Annotated in this window: 11 protein-coding genes; 6 read left to right on the forward strand and 5 right to left on the reverse strand. The window is 56.3% G+C overall.

Annotation, left to right across the window (positions count from 1 at the left end; genetic code table 11):
- Positions 1-44 precede the first annotated feature (44 nt).
- Positions 45-737, reverse strand: a complete 693-nt coding sequence (locus tag ACVDG4_RS12015; RefSeq protein WP_447235247.1) for an aspartate/glutamate racemase family protein — start codon at positions 735-737, stop codon at positions 45-47.
- A gap of 160 nt (positions 738-897) precedes the next feature.
- Between ACVDG4_RS12015 and ACVDG4_RS12020 the strand changes: the two genes are divergently transcribed.
- Positions 898-1,266, forward strand: a complete 369-nt coding sequence (locus ACVDG4_RS12020) for a hypothetical protein (protein WP_447235248.1) — start codon at positions 898-900, stop codon at positions 1,264-1,266.
- A gap of 48 nt (positions 1,267-1,314) precedes the next feature.
- Here the strand turns inward: ACVDG4_RS12020 and ACVDG4_RS12025 are convergent, their stop codons facing one another.
- Positions 1,315-2,589 (reverse strand): cyclic nucleotide-gated ion channel, encoded by a 1,275-nt coding sequence (locus ACVDG4_RS12025; protein ID WP_420340385.1) that lies wholly within the window; start codon positions 2,587-2,589, stop codon positions 1,315-1,317.
- 224 nt (positions 2,590-2,813) lie between these two features.
- Between ACVDG4_RS12025 and ACVDG4_RS12030 the strand changes: the two genes are divergently transcribed.
- The gene (locus ACVDG4_RS12030) at positions 2,814-3,584 is read left to right on the forward strand and encodes a substrate-binding periplasmic protein (protein ID WP_447235249.1); all 771 of its coding nucleotides are present in this window, start codon (positions 2,814-2,816) and stop codon (positions 3,582-3,584) included.
- Between the two features lie 113 nt (positions 3,585-3,697).
- Here ACVDG4_RS12030 and alaS read toward each other — a convergent pair whose 3' ends face one another.
- Together alaS and recA are read right to left on the reverse strand one after the other, a co-directional pair.
- Positions 3,698-6,355 carry an alanine--tRNA ligase gene (gene alaS / locus ACVDG4_RS12035; protein WP_447235250.1) on the reverse strand — a complete coding sequence of 886 codons (2,658 nt, stop codon included), beginning with the start codon at positions 6,353-6,355 and terminating at the stop codon, positions 3,698-3,700.
- 310 nt (positions 6,356-6,665) lie between these two features.
- The gene (gene recA, locus ACVDG4_RS12040) at positions 6,666-7,733 is read right to left on the reverse strand and encodes a recombinase RecA (protein WP_133946627.1); all 1,068 of its coding nucleotides are present in this window, start codon (positions 7,731-7,733) and stop codon (positions 6,666-6,668) included.
- A 326-nt stretch (positions 7,734-8,059) separates the two neighbouring features.
- Between recA and ACVDG4_RS12045 the strand changes: the two genes are divergently transcribed.
- Both ACVDG4_RS12045 and ACVDG4_RS12050 read left to right on the forward strand, forming a co-directional pair.
- Complete coding sequence (locus tag ACVDG4_RS12045) at positions 8,060-8,998, forward strand: PfkB family carbohydrate kinase (protein ID WP_447235251.1); 939 nt, start codon at positions 8,060-8,062, stop codon at positions 8,996-8,998.
- 100 nt (positions 8,999-9,098) lie between these two features.
- Positions 9,099-10,037 (forward strand): pseudouridine-5'-phosphate glycosidase, encoded by a 939-nt coding sequence (locus ACVDG4_RS12050; protein ID WP_447235252.1) that lies wholly within the window; start codon positions 9,099-9,101, stop codon positions 10,035-10,037.
- A 7-nt stretch (positions 10,038-10,044) separates the two neighbouring features.
- Here ACVDG4_RS12050 and ACVDG4_RS12055 read toward each other — a convergent pair whose 3' ends face one another.
- Complete coding sequence (locus ACVDG4_RS12055) at positions 10,045-12,477, reverse strand: DUF3772 domain-containing protein (RefSeq protein WP_447235253.1); 2,433 nt, start codon at positions 12,475-12,477, stop codon at positions 10,045-10,047.
- Positions 12,478-12,672: 195 nt separating this feature from the next.
- Between ACVDG4_RS12055 and ACVDG4_RS12060 the strand changes: the two genes are divergently transcribed.
- Together ACVDG4_RS12060 and ACVDG4_RS12065 are read left to right on the forward strand one after the other, a co-directional pair.
- A complete protein-coding gene (locus tag ACVDG4_RS12060; protein WP_447235254.1) occupies positions 12,673-13,770 on the forward strand; it encodes a class I SAM-dependent methyltransferase in 1,098 nt (365 codons plus the stop codon).
- 212 nt (positions 13,771-13,982) lie between these two features.
- On the forward strand, positions 13,983-15,188 hold the full coding sequence (locus tag ACVDG4_RS12065; RefSeq protein ID WP_447235255.1) for an RLV_5639 family protein: 1,206 nt from the start codon (positions 13,983-13,985) through the stop codon (positions 15,186-15,188).
- Positions 15,189-15,239 lie beyond the last annotated feature (51 nt).

Raw genomic sequence — 15,239 nt, forward strand, 5'->3', positions numbered from 1 at the left:
ATTGCCGGCCGCAGTTTCAAGTGTCTCTGATCAGATTTTCTTCTTCAGCCCAGCGCATAGTCCAGTGCAGCCTTTGCATGCAGCGCTGTTGTGTTGAAGGCCGGAACTGAAAAGTCCGCTTCTGAAACCAGCATTCCGATTTCCGTACAGCCGAAAATAACGCCATCGGCACCAGCGGCGACGGCGCGCTCAACCACGTCGAGATAGCGCGCCTTGGAAGTTTCAAAAACGTCGCCCTGACAAAGTTCTTCGTAGATAATCCGGTGCACCTCCGCCCGGTCATCCGCCTCCGGTATCCGCACCTCAATCCCGTGCTGATCACGCAGATGGCCTTTGTAGAAGTCCTGCTCCATCGTATAGGCGGTTGCAAGCAGCAGGGGCGCCGTGCTGCCTGCTGACTTGATCGCCGGCGCCGTCGCATCGGCAATGTGAATGAGCGGAAGGTCGACCGCGGCCTGCACCTCTTCGGCCATTTTGTGCATGGTGTTGGTACAGATCACCAAACACTCCGCACCGCCCCGGTCCAGGTTTTGCGCTGCGTCGATCATGAGCCGCGTTGCCCGTGCCCAGTCCCCATCGGATTGCGCCTTGGCAACATCGGCAAAATCGAAAGACCAAAGCAGGCACTTCGCAGAATGCAGGCCGCCCAGCCGGTCCCGTGTCAGCCGGTTCAAAAGCTGGTAATAAGTGACTGTACTTTCCCAGCTCATACCGCCGAGCAGACCAATGGTTTTCATGACTGACTTTCATCTTCAAACGTCCGCGCCAGGCAGACAGTTCCTTCCCGAACGGAAGCTGGTTGAATCATTTTCTGAACAAGACCGGTTTTTATATGCATTCCAGAGGCTTGTCAGCGCACTCTTATGCGCCGCTTTCCTCTTGATCTTGAGCACGGCCGTGCACGCACAACCGGTCCAGGAACCGGCACGGGGCACTGCGGAACGTTCGGCCATCCTCAACGCGATCCGCCCGCTCGCAGAAGCTCATTTCGGTGCACCGGTAGAATTTGTGGTGAGCTGGCTTCGGGCTGGCGGCGGTTGGGCCTTTGCAGGCGTTGCGCCACAACGGCCCGGAGGTGCGCCGATCGACCTGCGCACGACCGTTTACGCCAGCGAGGCAGACTATATGGACGGTCTGCAAACCTACGTTCTGCTTCGCTATCAATATGACCGCTGGAATGTAATTGATTTTGCCGTCGGCCCGACGGATGTCTTCTGGCACGGCCATCCGCTCTACCGGCAGGTCCCACCCGGCTTGACGCCCTGATTGTCATTTGCCGCGGACTTTAGGCAGCTGTTCAGCGAAAAACATGTCTTAGTCAGCCTTCACGGGCCGGCCATCTTCGAACAACTCCGGCTGCAGATTATTATCTTCATCGGAAGGCACGATGCCCGCTTGCTCCAGTTCTTCTTCAGCGATTTCGCCAAGAACCTTCTTGCCGGCCTCGACCCGCTCCCGGGCTTCGTCCATGATTTTCTTCGCAAGAGCGGCATCCTGATCCATCAGCTGCTGCAAGGCGCCGGCCTCCAGTACAAGCAATTGGCAATCCCGGTAAGCAACGACAGTCGTGCTGCGAATTGCCTGATTGAGGAGTGCCAGCTCGCCAAAAAAATTGCCCTCCCCTAAGAACACCGTCCCGTGTTCCATGCGGATTTCTACTTCACCGCTCGTGATGAAAAACATCCGGTCAGCAATGTCCCCCGCTTCGGCAATGGTGGCCCCTTTGCGCACGTTGAAGGCTTGAAGAAGTTTTGAAACCGACGCCACTTCCGTCGCGCTCAGGTCCTCAAACAGCGGCACGCGGGCAACCATGGACCAGGTAACCACGAAATCCCGGCTGTGGATCTCGCGCGCGAAAGCGGAGGCAATGATACCGACCGGCAACGCGATCAATCCATACCCCATGAGCATCACGACTGCCCCGACCATCTTGCCGAGGTTGCTGATCGGCACAACATCGCCATACCCAACCGTGGTCACCGTGGTGATGGCCCAGTAAATACCATGCAGGATGCTGCGGAATTTCTCCGGCTGATGATTGTGTTCAATCAGATACATCAGCGTGGCAGCCATCAGGATCACCCCGAAGATGATCATGCTGGACCCAATGAGTGCCTTGCGCTCTGCCGCGACAGCGGAAATGAGGGAGCGGAGCGCCGGGGAATAGCGAGCGAGCTTCAAGAACCGCAACAAACGGAGGATGACAACCATCGTTACGGCCTGGTTTGGCAAAACCAGAACAAGAACCAGTGGCAGAGCACCTATCAGGTCGACAATCGCATCCGGATGAAGCGCATAGCGCAACCGGGCTCCGACAGGACCGTAGCGGCGCATCGGTGGGTGAAGATCCGCCACATAGAGTCTCAGGATGTATTCGACCAGAAAAATGACGCCGGAGCCGAGCTGCAAAAACCTTAGATGCGGGCCGAACGTGTCCCGGATTTCCGGCACGGTCTCCAAGACGGCAAACACGACATTTGCCACAATCAGGAAGATCAGAAAATTGCGCAGGCTTTGCGCGGCAAGACGGCGTTTACCGGTATCTTCAAGCACTTCGTAGAGTGCGCGTTTAAAATCATGGCCGGGCACAGGCTGTCCTGCTTGCAGTGGACTGAACTTTCAAAAGACATAGCCGAAGTTTCGAATTGCACAAAATTCATCTGCCACGCATCTGAGGACAGTTCAGTCGAATCGAAGGAAGCATCGGAAAAATAGACTATTTTCGAATGGGCACGGGATGCTCATAATGTTGGACTTAGTGTCACCAATCAAACATGTATCTCAATCAGCTCATTTTCAGGACATGTGGAAACATGCTCGCCAAAAATATCCATATCTGTTGCACACTGCTCATCTGCCTGTCGGCGTTCTTGTCAAAGCACAGTCTCGCTGGCGAGTGCTCAGATGTGAGGCTTTCCGGACCGCCAGTGTGGCCCCCATATGTCAATGGCGAGGAAAAGGGAACCGAAAGAACCGGCCTGGCAATTGATCTGGTAAATGACATTTTCAGCGAACTGGGTGTGACTCACCAGATTGACGACGCCAAACCATGGGCGCGCGTCACTTCTGAACTCGAACAGGGTAAAATCGACATCGTGTTTGCCTTGCTGAGTTCCCCGCAACGCCGTGAAAACTATGTTTTCACCGAGTCTTGGCTGGACGACTACTATGCCGTTGTGACGTATCGGGGCCGTGAGTTCCCTTTTGAAGGCATGGAAGACCTGAAAAGCCGGCGTGGTGTGGTTTATCACGGGATCAATCTGCCTCCACCGCTGAACCAGGCTCAGTCAGAAGCCTATGATCTCATCGAAATCCCGGAAATACCGTCTCTATACAAAATGCTTCGGCTTGGTCGCGCCGACTACATCCTGACGTCACCATTGACGTTCAAACGGCTCATGCCGGACGGGTATGTCTGGAGCGACTTTACCGTCCTGGAGCCTTCGATCGTCCGTATACCGATTTATATGGCCATATCGAAGAAATCGCCTTGCCTCACGATCCTGGACAACCTGAACGCCAAAATCTCCGAGCACGGTCAAAGACTGAAGACGGAACGCTACTCCGAGATCTTTTCCAACTAGCCAATCCAAGTGATCAAGTTGGTTCTTCTGCGGCACTCCCGAAACTGCGCAAAAAGACAAAGGCGAGAGGCGTCTCCTCTCGCCCGATACTTTCGCCATTCAGACAGCGCCAATTAGAGCCCAGCCAAATGCGCCTCAATTGCAGAAACGGCGCTGTCGGCCTTTGATCCATCCGGGCCACCGGCCTGCGCCATGTCCGGACGGCCACCGCCGCCGCGGCCACCAAGTGCTTCGGACCCGATCCGAACCAGATCCACAGCACTCACCTTTTCGGTCAAATCCTTCGTGACCGCAGTAACGATGGCCGCTTTCCCATCGTCTGCAACGTTGATCAGCACAACCACTCCGGACCCGAGCTGGGCCTTGGCGTCGTCGGCCATGCCTTTCAGGTCCTTCGGGTTGATGCCGTCGACGGTGCGCGTCATCAGTTTGAAACTTCCGGCATCCTTGACCGGCGTTCCGCCGTCCGCGCCGCCGCCCATTGCCAGCTTTTTGCGTGCATCCGCCAGTTCTTTCTCCAGCTTGCGCCGTTCCTCGACAAGCTGAGCAACACGGGAGGGCACATCACCGGCGCCGACCTTCAGGATCCCGGCAACTTCGCGCAAGCGCTTGTCCTGTGTATCGAGATAAGCCCGCGCTTCAACCCCGGTCAAAGCCTCAATCCGGCGCACCCCGGCAGCAACAGCGCCTTCTGACACCAACGTCACGAGGCCGATATCACCGGTCCGCTTGACGTGCGTTCCGCCGCAAAGCTCCAGTGAATACGGTTTGCCCTTCTTATCCCCATGAAGCGCGGTGCCCATGGAGACAACACGAACTTCGTCGCCATATTTCTCACCGAAGAGCGCCATGGCACCGGCCTCGATGGCGTCATCGACCGCCATCAAACGGGTCTCAACGGCAGCATTTTGAAGAACGATCTCATTGGCGAAAGTCTCGACCGTCGCCAGTTCGTCATCACTCATCGGTTTCGGATGCGAGAAGTCGAAGCGTAGCCGGTCTGGTGTTACCAAAGACCCTTTCTGCGCTACGTGCGTTCCAAGCACTTCCCGCAAGGCTTCATGCACCAGGTGGGTTGCCGTGTGGTTGGAGCGGACAGACGACCGGCGGTCGTGATCGACTTTGAGTTCGAGGGCAAGGCCCGGTGTTGCGGTGCCTTCTTTAACCGTCACCACATGCACAAAGAGGCCGTCCGCTTTCTTTTGCGTATCAGTGACGATGATTTTGACACCGGGCGCGGTCATCACACCCGTATCCCCGACCTGACCACCGCTTTCACCGTAGAACGGTGTCTGGTTGAGAACAACGAAACCGCTCTCACCAGCTTTCAATTCGTTGGTCTCCGCGTCATCTGCCGCCAAGCCCGCAATGACACCTTCCGCAACTTCTGTCTCATAGCCGAGGAAGTCGGTGGCCCCATACTTTTCTTTCATGGCAAACCAAACGGCTTCGGTTGCCGCACCGCCGGATCCGGACCAGGCCGCACGCGCTTCCGCTTTCTGGCGCTCCATGGCTGCATCAAAACCGTCCGTATCGACGGTGATGTCCCGGACCCGCAACGCGTCCTGCGTCAGATCAAGTGGGAAACCGTAGGTGTCATAGAGCTTGAAGGCCGTTTCGCCGTCGAGCTGACCACCAGCGGTCAGATCTTCGGTTGCTGTGTCCAGCAATCCAAGGCCCCGCTCCAGCGTTTTGCGGAACCGGGTTTCTTCCAGCTTCAGCGTTTCGGTAATCAACGCTTCGGCCCGCGTCAGCTCCGGATAGGCCCTGCCCATTTCACGGATCAGCGACGGAACCAGCTTGTGCATCAGCGGCTCGCGCGCGCCCAACAGATGCGCGTGGCGCATGCCACGGCGCATGATCCGGCGCAGAACATAGCCGCGGCCTTCGTTCGACGGCAGCACGCCGTCGGCGATCAAAAAGCTGGTGGAGCGCAGGTGATCCGAGATCACCCGGTGGCTCGAAAGTGCATCACCGGACGCCTCAACACCTGTTTCGTGCTCCGAGGCGGAGATCAACGCGCGGAACAGGTCGATGTCATAGTTGTTGTGGACGCCCTGCAGAACGGTCGCAAGACGCTCAATGCCCATGCCCGTATCGATGGACGGGCGCGGCAAATCGAGGCGCTCATCCGGTGTCTGCTCGTACTGCATGAAGACGAGGTTCCAGATCTCGACGAACCGGTCCCCATCTTCTTCCGGCGTTCCTGGAGGGCCGCCCCAGATGTGGTCGCCGTGATCGTAGAAGATTTCCGAACACGGGCCGCATGGACCGGTGTCCCCCATGGTCCAGAAATTGTCGGAGGTCGGGATGCGGATGATCTTATCATCGGACAGACCAGCGATCTTTTTCCAGAACACGGCCGCATCATCGTCTTCTGCGTAAACGGTCACCAGAAGGCGGTCCTTCGCAAGACCGTATTCCTTGGTGATCAGGTTCCAGGCAAGCTCAATCGCACGTTCCTTGAAATAGTCACCGAAGGAAAAGTTGCCGAGCATTTCGAAGAATGTGTGATGGCGCGCCGTATAACCGACATTGTCGAGATCGTTGTGCTTGCCGCCTGCACGCACGACCTTCTGGGCAGTAACGGCCCGGCTGTAATCCCGCGTCTCCAGACCGGTAAAGACGTTCTTGAACTGGTTCATGCCCGCATTTGCGAACATCAGCGTCGGATCATTGCGGGGAACCAGCGGGCCGGAGTCGACCACCTCGTGGTCGTTGGCCTTGAAGTAATCCAGAAAGGCGGAGCGGATTTCGTTTACGCCGGTCATTCACGTCTCGCTTAGATCCGGACCCGCGTCCGGGTCCTAAAGAAACATCGACAAAGGTGCGTTGCAGAGAAACTCCCAGCGCACCGGAACAGCCTTTTAACTTTCGGCACACGGTGTGTCCAGCGGTCTCAGCCTGAGTTTCTGCGGTCCGGATCGAACTTTTGAGTGTAGTCTGAAGACGCAATCACGCAGGTACGCCTGCTCGACAAAAAGCCCTCCCTGATTAACTCAGGGAGGGCTTTCTATCTTCTTAGAACACCGGGCTATCGCTTCAACAAGCGAAGGGTTCCGGTATCAGCATGGCACGAACTTAATCGTCGTCTTCTTCACCGCCTGCCGGATCGATGATGGCCTCGGCAATGAGACCAGCGTTCTGGCGGATGGCCAATTCGATCTCGTCAGCGATCTCTTTGTTGTCGCGCAAGAACTGCTTCGAGTTTTCCCGACCCTGACCGAGCCGTTGGCTGTTGTAGGAGAACCAGGCACCGGACTTTTCGACAATGCCGCCCTTGACGCCAAGGTCGATCAACTCGCCCATCTTGGAAACGCCTTCGCCATAGATGATGTCAAACTCGACCTGACGGAATGGCGGGGCAAGCTTGTTTTTGACCACTTTAACGCGGGTCTGGTTGCCGACAACTTCGTCCCGGTCCTTGATCGCGCCGATGCGGCGAATGTCAAGACGGACGGATGCGTAGAACTTCAAGGCGTTGCCGCCCGTGGTGGTTTCCGGAGAACCGAACATGACGCCGATCTTCATGCGGATCTGGTTGATGAAGATCACCATGCAGTTCGACTTGGAGATCGACGCTGTCAGTTTCCGCAAGGCCTGGCTCATGAGACGCGCCTGCATCCCCGGCAGGCTGTCCCCCATCTCACCTTCCAGCTCGGCTTTCGGTGTCAGCGCAGCGACCGAATCGATAACAAGCACATCAATCGCACCAGACCGGACAAGCGTATCGGCAATTTCCAAAGCCTGTTCCCCGGCATCCGGCTGGGAAATGAGCAGGTTGTCGATATCAACACCCAGCTTGCGGGCATAAATCGGGTCAAGCGCATGCTCGGCATCAACGAACGCACAAATGCCGCCGGTCTTCTGTGCCTCGGCCACCGTATGCAGAGCCAGTGTTGTCTTACCAGAGGATTCCGGTCCGTAGATCTCGACAATCCGGCCTTTCGGCAGACCGCCAATTCCAAGGGCGATGTCCAGACCAAGCGAGCCTGTGGAGACGGATTGTACCTCCACGGCCTGCCCCTGGCCCATTCGCATGATGGAGCCTTTGCCAAAGGCCCGTTCGATCTGGCTGAGCGCTGCATCGAGCGCTTTTGTCTTGTCCATCTGGCTGCTTTCTACGAGACGAAGTGTACTTTGCGACATGGCTGAACGCTCCTTATTCCATGATGGACGCGCTGTTTCAATCCGCCCCTTTGTACCTATTTTGTTCTCATTTTTCAAGACACCAAAACTGATTGGTATATAATTGGATTTTGCCGTTTGTTTCCAATATGTTCTCACATCGACACTTAAAGAATAACGCAAGGTAAGTTAAATTTGGAACATTCGGAGACCGGGCATCTTGAGAGAATCACGGAGCGGCCGGCTGGTTGCGAACAAAGACGCGATCTGCTAGCCCGCCGGTCTTCAAATTTTCTGCAGGGACGTCCAAGCTGAAATGGCACTCCCACTCCTCTATCGATGTAAAGATGACAAACGTGTCCCCTTCCTCTCCCCTACCGGTCTTGTGTGTCGGCGCGATCCACTATGATACGCTTGCCCATGGCAGCGAGGTTTATTGCCCGGAAACGTCAACACCGGCGAAGCTGACAGCAAAGCCCGGCGGAGTTGCCACCAACATTGCACGGACACTTGTTCGGCTGGACATTCCAACCGGGCTCGCCGGGGCAATCGGAACCGATGGCGCGGGGGCGAGCCTTTCGGAACAACTAACCGCCGATGGGATCGAGCTTTACACTTTGGAACGTGGCGGATTTTCGACGGGTCAATACATTGCCTTTCACAATCCGGACGGGTCGCTCGCTGCTGCAAGCGTGGATGACCGGGTGTTAAGTGATGCACCTGCCGATGCCTTTGACCCGATCTTCGAGGCACTTTCAGGACCATTGATAACCGGGCTGTGGTTCATCGACGCAAACCTGCCGGATGAGCTTCTGAAGGGTGTTGCCGATCAAGCACCTGAAGGCAGGTTGATCGCAAACGCCGTTTCCAATGCCAAAGCCTCCCGGCTGCTGCCGTTTCTTTCGAAACTCCATTGCCTGATGCTCAATCGCGGCGAAGCGCTCGCCATGACCGGCAAAACCCCAGAGACATCGAGCGAAAACTTGCTCCGCAACCTTCAACGCCTCGGCGCTAAGCGCGTGGTCCTGACCAATGGTAAATCCGATGTGCTTGTCCTCAACGAAGAGGCAATCACCGCTCATGAGACGCTTGCAACTCAAATCGTTGACGTAACCGGTGCCGGAGATGCTTTGACCGCTGGCACGATTGCCGGCCTCAGCCGGGGGTATCCTTTGAGCGATGCCGTGCCGTTCGGACTTCGGGCCGCCGCCATCACGCTGAAAAGCACCGGAGCCCTGGCAGAGGGATTATCGTGGGACGCCTTGGCAACCTCGCATGAAATTTGACCAGATGGACAAATGCCACACTTGGCGGCTTCGATTCCAATGTCTATAAGGCGCAAAATTCTCACGGCTCCGGCCGACTTGCCACACATTTAAAAGGCTTTTGCTTGTGACACAAACCGCCCAACCCGCCGCTTTGAAAAGCCTGATCGTCTACAGCGACGAAGTCCGTGATGCGCTCGCCGCCAACAAGCCGCTCGTTGCGCTGGAATCGACCATCATCACTCACGGCATGCCGTTTCCGCGGAACGTGGAAACAGCCCGGCAGGTCGAAGCTGATATTCGGGAAAACGGTGCTGTTCCGGCAACGATTGCCATCATGGACGGAAAGATCCATGTGGGCCTGTCCGATGCGGATCTCTACCGGCTTGCCCAGGCCGAAGATGTCATGAAGTGCTCACGGGCGGATCTCACTTTTGCACTTGCCACTGGACGCTACGGCGCAACAACGGTGGCCGCGACGATGATGGCGGCGCACGCAGCTGGCATCAAAGTCTTCGCAACCGGTGGGATCGGCGGTGTGCACAAAGGCGCAGAGCAAAGCTTCGATATCTCGGCGGACCTCGATGAACTCGCACGCACGCCAGTCTGTGTCGTATGTGCTGGCGCCAAAGCGCTTTTGGACATTCCGAAAACCCTTGAGGTTCTGGAAACAAAAGGCGTTCCGGTCGTTGCCTACGGGACTGACGAATTGCCGGCCTTCTGGTCCCGCGAAAGCGGCCTCAACGCTCCCTACCGTCTTGATACGCCAAACGAGATCGGTGCGCTTTTGAAAGTGCGGGAAAACTTTGCAGATCATGGCGGTGTTCTGATCACCAACCCGGTTCCGGAGACAGATGAAATTCCCCGCGATGAAATGTCAGGTTTCATCGACGCGGCCATCAAGACAGCAGCTGAGCAGAATGTGACCGGCAAGGACGTCACACCGTTCGTCCTCGGCAACATCCTTGAACTCACCGATGGCCGCAGCCTCGACACCAACATCGCGTTGGTGCGCAACAATGCGCGTCTCGCTGCAAGAATTGCCGCCGGAATGGTCTGATCAGGCTTTACGAAGAGGCCGGTGCTTCATTGGCCTCTTCCCGTTTTTCCAAGGCTGAAATCAGCTTTTCCATATCCTTGAAATGAATATCCTGTTGCGGGAACGGGATTTCGATGCCCGCTTTTCCAAGCTCGTTGTAGATCGTGAAGTAAAGGTACGACTGGGTGGTCAGGATGTTGTTTACATCCTTCAAGTAACAGCGCAATTCCAGATTGAGCGCACTATCTCCCATCCCGATGAACAGGACGAACGGATACGGATAGCGCGCAATCGTGTAATGCGCCCGCGCAGCATTAATCAGGATTTCCTTCACTTTCTCCAGATCGCTCCCGTAAGCGACCCTGATCGGCAAGATCAGACGGCCAGTCTTGTTGCTCAGCGTCATGTTGCGCACCGTGCCGGCAATCAGATCCGAGTTCGGAATTATGACATCATGACGATCAAACGTTTCGATCCGCGTCGACCGCACCGAGATTTTCCTAACGTAACCCGACTGTCCCGAGACTTCGATCCAATCACCTTCCTTGATCGGGCGTTCGACCAGCAAAATGATGCCGGAGACAAAGTTGGAAACGATTGTCTGGAGGCCAAAACCGATACCGACGGATAGCGCACCAGCGACCACTGCGAGGCTGGAGAGATTGAGACCAGCTGTGGAGACCGCAATCAACGCCGCCAGCGTCAAGCCGACATACCCGGTTCCAGTGACGATGGCTGTCTGCGCACCGATATCCATACGCGTTTGCGGAAGAACCGACGTCCGCAATAGTCGTTTCAGCCAGCGCGTGACCAAAACCCCAGCGCCGAAGACCACGATCAAGATCAGCAGCGTGTCGAGCGACAGCCGGATGTCACCCAGCTGGACGCCCCCCATAAACAACCGCCAGGCATCTGCAATATCGGTTGGCCGCGCGCCCCAAGTCATGGCGATCAGCGGAGCAAACACAATGACCAGAGCGATAATCAAGCCGAGCGAAATGAGGATGGGAACCGGCTCCGTTGCATCCCTTTTTGTCGCCGTCCGCACCAAGGCAAGCGCGAGGTGATAGAACATGAACCCAAGCCCGAGTTGAGCGAGTGTCACGATCATCGGGATAATTGCCGCCCGGGCCATCAAGACATATCCGGCCAGGGTCAAAATGAAGGCAATCACAGCGGATGCCTTCATCAGCACGGACATTGAAAACAGAAAACCGGAGTCCCGCGGATTGACTGAGGCTTCTTCCACCCCGGCTTCATCCTCCTCATCCGGGTCTTCTGCTTCAGGCTGACCAGCATCCGCGGCGGGCGTGTTCGGTCTCAAAACCCCAGCGAGTGACCAAAGAAAAATGGAGGCCGCTGCGATCAGGGGCAACGAGATTACCGACAGCGCAGCTTCGCCAAACGCATTGTCCCTCTGCAGCGCTTCCAGAGTGATTTCCAGCATCAGGAAAATACCGAGGCCCAAGCAGAACCACAGCCCGCGTTTCGCGCTTCGCTCTTCAAGATCCAAAAGACGCCATCGGGTTTGCTCCGGCGCGAACAGTGTGTGTCCGAGCCACATGGCGAGCACAACCGCCAATGCAGATGCAGGCGCTGCGATCAGTGCAGTTCGGGCCGCATTGGGTTGAATATCAAGGATCCGGATGACGGCCAGGAAGGAGATCAGGCCGATTGCGGGCAAAATGAGATAACTCAGATTGTAGAATACCGCCGCCAGGATGACCCGAAAGCCCCCTTCCTGCTGCAAGCTAAATCTCAGAAGAAAGCGATGGATCGGAAACCGGAGCCAGAACAAGAAGAGCAGGCCAAACACCACAAGTGCGATTGAAATCGGGACCGTCTGTTCGAGAGATTTGGAAACACTCGGCCGAGCCAGCTGGTTCTGAATGTCCCGCTCAAGGCGTTGCTGGTACTGCTGAATTTCGGCAGCCGCCGAACTCCAAGTCGAAGGAAAGACGGGAGATGGAAACCGCTGGGTAAGCTGGTCGAGGGTTTTGGAGCGTATATGGCGATCAATGGCGTGGATCAGAGCAGCGGCCCGGAATTGAATTTCTTTTGCCTGAATGACCGGCGCGTTGGCATCTGCGACAGCATTAGTCAGCTCGGCGCGGCGCGCCGCAATATCATCGGCTTCCTTTTGGCCGCTCGGGGGAACGGGCCCGAGAGCATCAAGCTGGGCCTGCAAGGCATCCGCCTCAATGCTTCCGAGATTGACGATGGCAGCATTGCGGTCCCGAACCGAGACCAACTGGCTGCGCAACAACTCCAACGTCCGGATTGAGACCGTCCCTTGCTCAAGCGCATGAGTTGCCCGGGCAAAAAGCTCTTCCGCCGAAGACGGCAACCCCAATGCATCGGTTTGTTCGGCATCACCATTTTGCGCTGAAGCGGGTGCAATGGGCAGCGCAGCCGCTGCCCAAAAGATCAAAAGTGTGCCCAGAAGCTGGATAAAACGCATCAATGACTGCCGCCTGACAAACTGCTTTGCATCGTTTTCACACTGACCGCCTTTGGTGACCAGTCAATAGAAAGCCGCACGTAACCGGCTATCGCCCACTGTTGCTTTCAATCTGGTTCGTTGTTGCCCCTTGCGGAGACGGTAGGGATCGGTCTTTCCTAGTTTCATCTGCCATTTTTCACGAAAGGCAATGGCATGACAGATGAGAAGACCGGCCCAGACACCGCGACCGAGCATATGGTAGATTATGACCGGAACTCCTACATGCAGAGCAATCTGGTCAAAAGTAGAGCAGACTGGATAGAAAGAGCTGTTCGGGACATCGGTCCGCAGAAAACGGAGTTCCGGCATCTCGATCTCGGCTGCGGCCCGGGTCATACGGCAATAGAGGCAGTCAAACCTTCTATCGCGGCCTACCGTCCCCTTTCTCCAAACGGCCGCATCGCCATCTGCCACGGCGATCAACCACACAATGACTGGAACGGCTTGTTTGGTCTCGTATTCTCAGAGGCCGGATATCTACAAGACAAAAATATCCGGACAGAGGCCTCGATCGGGTCCTTTTATGACGTCATGGCAGCCCCGGATTCGGTCTCGTTGGCGACCTGTTTTGTGGCCAGCCATTGGCTGTCGCGCCCCCTGCTGATCTCTTCGCCCGGCACGGTCTGGTATGCCGACCTTGAGGGCGAGGCCCGGGCCGCCTACGAAGATCTCGCAAGATCCGACTGGACCACATTCTTGAGAAGCCGAGCAATCGAACTTGCACCCGGCGGCTATCTGATTGTCTCAACCCTTGGAAGTACTCCGGACCTTGAAGAGATCAATGGCATCCGCGGATCAGCCCGCCACCTTTACCGGGCCATTCACAAGGTCGCCGCGACGATGGTCACCGATGGGCTATTATCCGAAGAGGCTCTTGACCGGTTCATATTTCCGCTCTGGTTTCCCTCTGTCAGCGACGCAGTTGGTCCGCTCATTCAAAACGAGGATCTGGAAGCTGCGTTCGAAGTGATTGAGGCCTCCGTCACCGACGCTGCAACCAACCCGCAGGACGCTTATCAAGACTGGCTGGCGGACCCTGAAAAATACGCTGAGCTCTACACCGGGTATGTCAGAGGCTTTGGAGAATCCTCCCTCCGCCTGCACCTGTTTGAAAAATCGGCCAAAACCGTTGATGAGGCGGATGCCTTGACTGCAACGTTTTTCAAGCGCTTCGAAGAACTTTACCGAGCCGAGCCCGGCCGGTATGCATCCGAAACACTCACGATGACCCTCGTATTGCGGCGCCGATGATCTTATGTCCAAGGTCCGCTCAAAAGCCAAGCAGGGCTGACCCGTAATGCAAAAAGACTGTCATCTCATGGCTGTAAGGCTAAGTGACCTAACGGGATGGGTTTTCATTGACAACATGCCCGTTGGCAGTCCTATGTGAAGCGCTGTAGTCATTCAGACCGCGCAAAACTGGTGCGGCTAAACATAAGCAAACAGGTATCGAGGTGTTTTAAATGGTTGAAGAAAACTCCCAAGGAACAGCTGTTCAAACCCCAGCTCCGGCCGGTGGATTTTCGCCCCTTCAATACCTCGACCGCGCTTTGACAACGCTGCGCGACATCGGCATCACGCCGGAAACAGAAGCGGACGCGCCGATCAACGCCCTTTTGGAACAGATTTCGGATCTGTCTCCGGACAAGGTGCTGATCATTTCCCGCACGCTGGGCCAGGCTTCGAACTTCAATGAAGTGGTCCGCAATCAGGTCCAGCAGATGGACATTGGTGAGCGGTATGAAGAAATCACCGACGCGTTCAATTCGATCCGGGACGACGCCAAAACTTTGGTCGACCAGCTCGCAGACGGCAAGATCTCCTTCACCGAGAATCTCTCAAACAAGTGGCGGGATATGCGCCGCGGCACTATTTCCGACCGCTTCACCGACATCCGCACCACGTACAAGGATGTTGCCAAGGCGACGAAGGACCAGATTGAACGGGAACAGACAATCCTGGAGGCCTACCGGGATTTCCGGGGCGCCCTGAAACAAGCTGAAGTCACGGCGCTCGAGCTGCTGAACATGGCCACCGCCAAACTTGATGCAGCAAAGTCAGCACTTGAAGGAGCCTCGGCAGAAGTTGAGGCTTATACTGGCGATGATGCGGCCCAAAAGGCCCGTCTTGAGCTTGCCCGCGACGAACGTCTGCGCGAGATGCAGGACGAGGAAAAGCGGTACCAGATCGCCAAGGATCTCTCAGACAACCTGACCGTCGGCTACAATACGTCCGAAGTGATCATGGCGCGGCTCGTCCAGACCACCAACGCCAAGGAGCGGGTGTACGCCCAGTCGGTCAGCTTCTTCTCAACCAATGAATCTGTTCTGACTGCACTCAACGCTTCCTTCACCGGACTGCAAGGCCTACATGAGTCCACCGAAACGCTCAACGCCATGAAGGACGGCATCAACAAGAGCCTGGAGACGCTGGCGGAAATTGGTGATGCGGTCCAAAAAGAGGCACTCAAAGCCGGTTATGGTCCAACTGTTGCGGCGGCCTCAGTCAAGAAACTCGTTGATTCTGTTGTGAACTTTCAGGTCCAGTCCCGTGAAATCATTTCAGAAATGCGGGATATGTCGACCAAGAACTCCGAAGAGATCCGCAACGCAGTTGAGGACGGCAAGCGCCGCCTTGCCAAGTTGACGGCCGAAGGCCAAGGGCTCTAACTTCGGACTAAGATCTACTGGGAGCCGGGTATGCCCGGCTCCGGCAATTTG

This window comes from Roseibium sp. MB-4 (assembly GCF_053005265.1).

What these genes read in the sequence shown, in the direction of transcription:
- alaS (WP_447235250.1), bottom strand. Translation starts at nt 6,355, where the DNA reads ATGACCGGCGTAAACGAAATCCGCTCCGCCTTTCTGGATTACTTCAAG.
- ACVDG4_RS12065 (WP_447235255.1), top strand. Translation starts at nt 13,983, where the DNA reads ATGGTTGAAGAAAACTCCCAAGGAACAGCTGTTCAAACCCCAGCTCCG.
- ACVDG4_RS12015 (WP_447235247.1), bottom strand. Translation starts at nt 737, where the DNA reads ATGAAAACCATTGGTCTGCTCGGCGGTATGAGCTGGGAAAGTACAGTC.
- ACVDG4_RS12045 (WP_447235251.1), top strand. Translation starts at nt 8,060, where the DNA reads ATGACAAACGTGTCCCCTTCCTCTCCCCTACCGGTCTTGTGTGTCGGC.
- ACVDG4_RS12055 (WP_447235253.1), bottom strand. Translation starts at nt 12,477, where the DNA reads ATGCGTTTTATCCAGCTTCTGGGCACACTTTTGATCTTTTGGGCAGCG.
- ACVDG4_RS12030 (WP_447235249.1), top strand. Translation starts at nt 2,814, where the DNA reads ATGCTCGCCAAAAATATCCATATCTGTTGCACACTGCTCATCTGCCTG.
- ACVDG4_RS12060 (WP_447235254.1), top strand. Translation starts at nt 12,673, where the DNA reads ATGACAGATGAGAAGACCGGCCCAGACACCGCGACCGAGCATATGGTA.
- recA (WP_133946627.1), bottom strand. Translation starts at nt 7,733, where the DNA reads ATGTCGCAAAGTACACTTCGTCTCGTAGAAAGCAGCCAGATGGACAAG.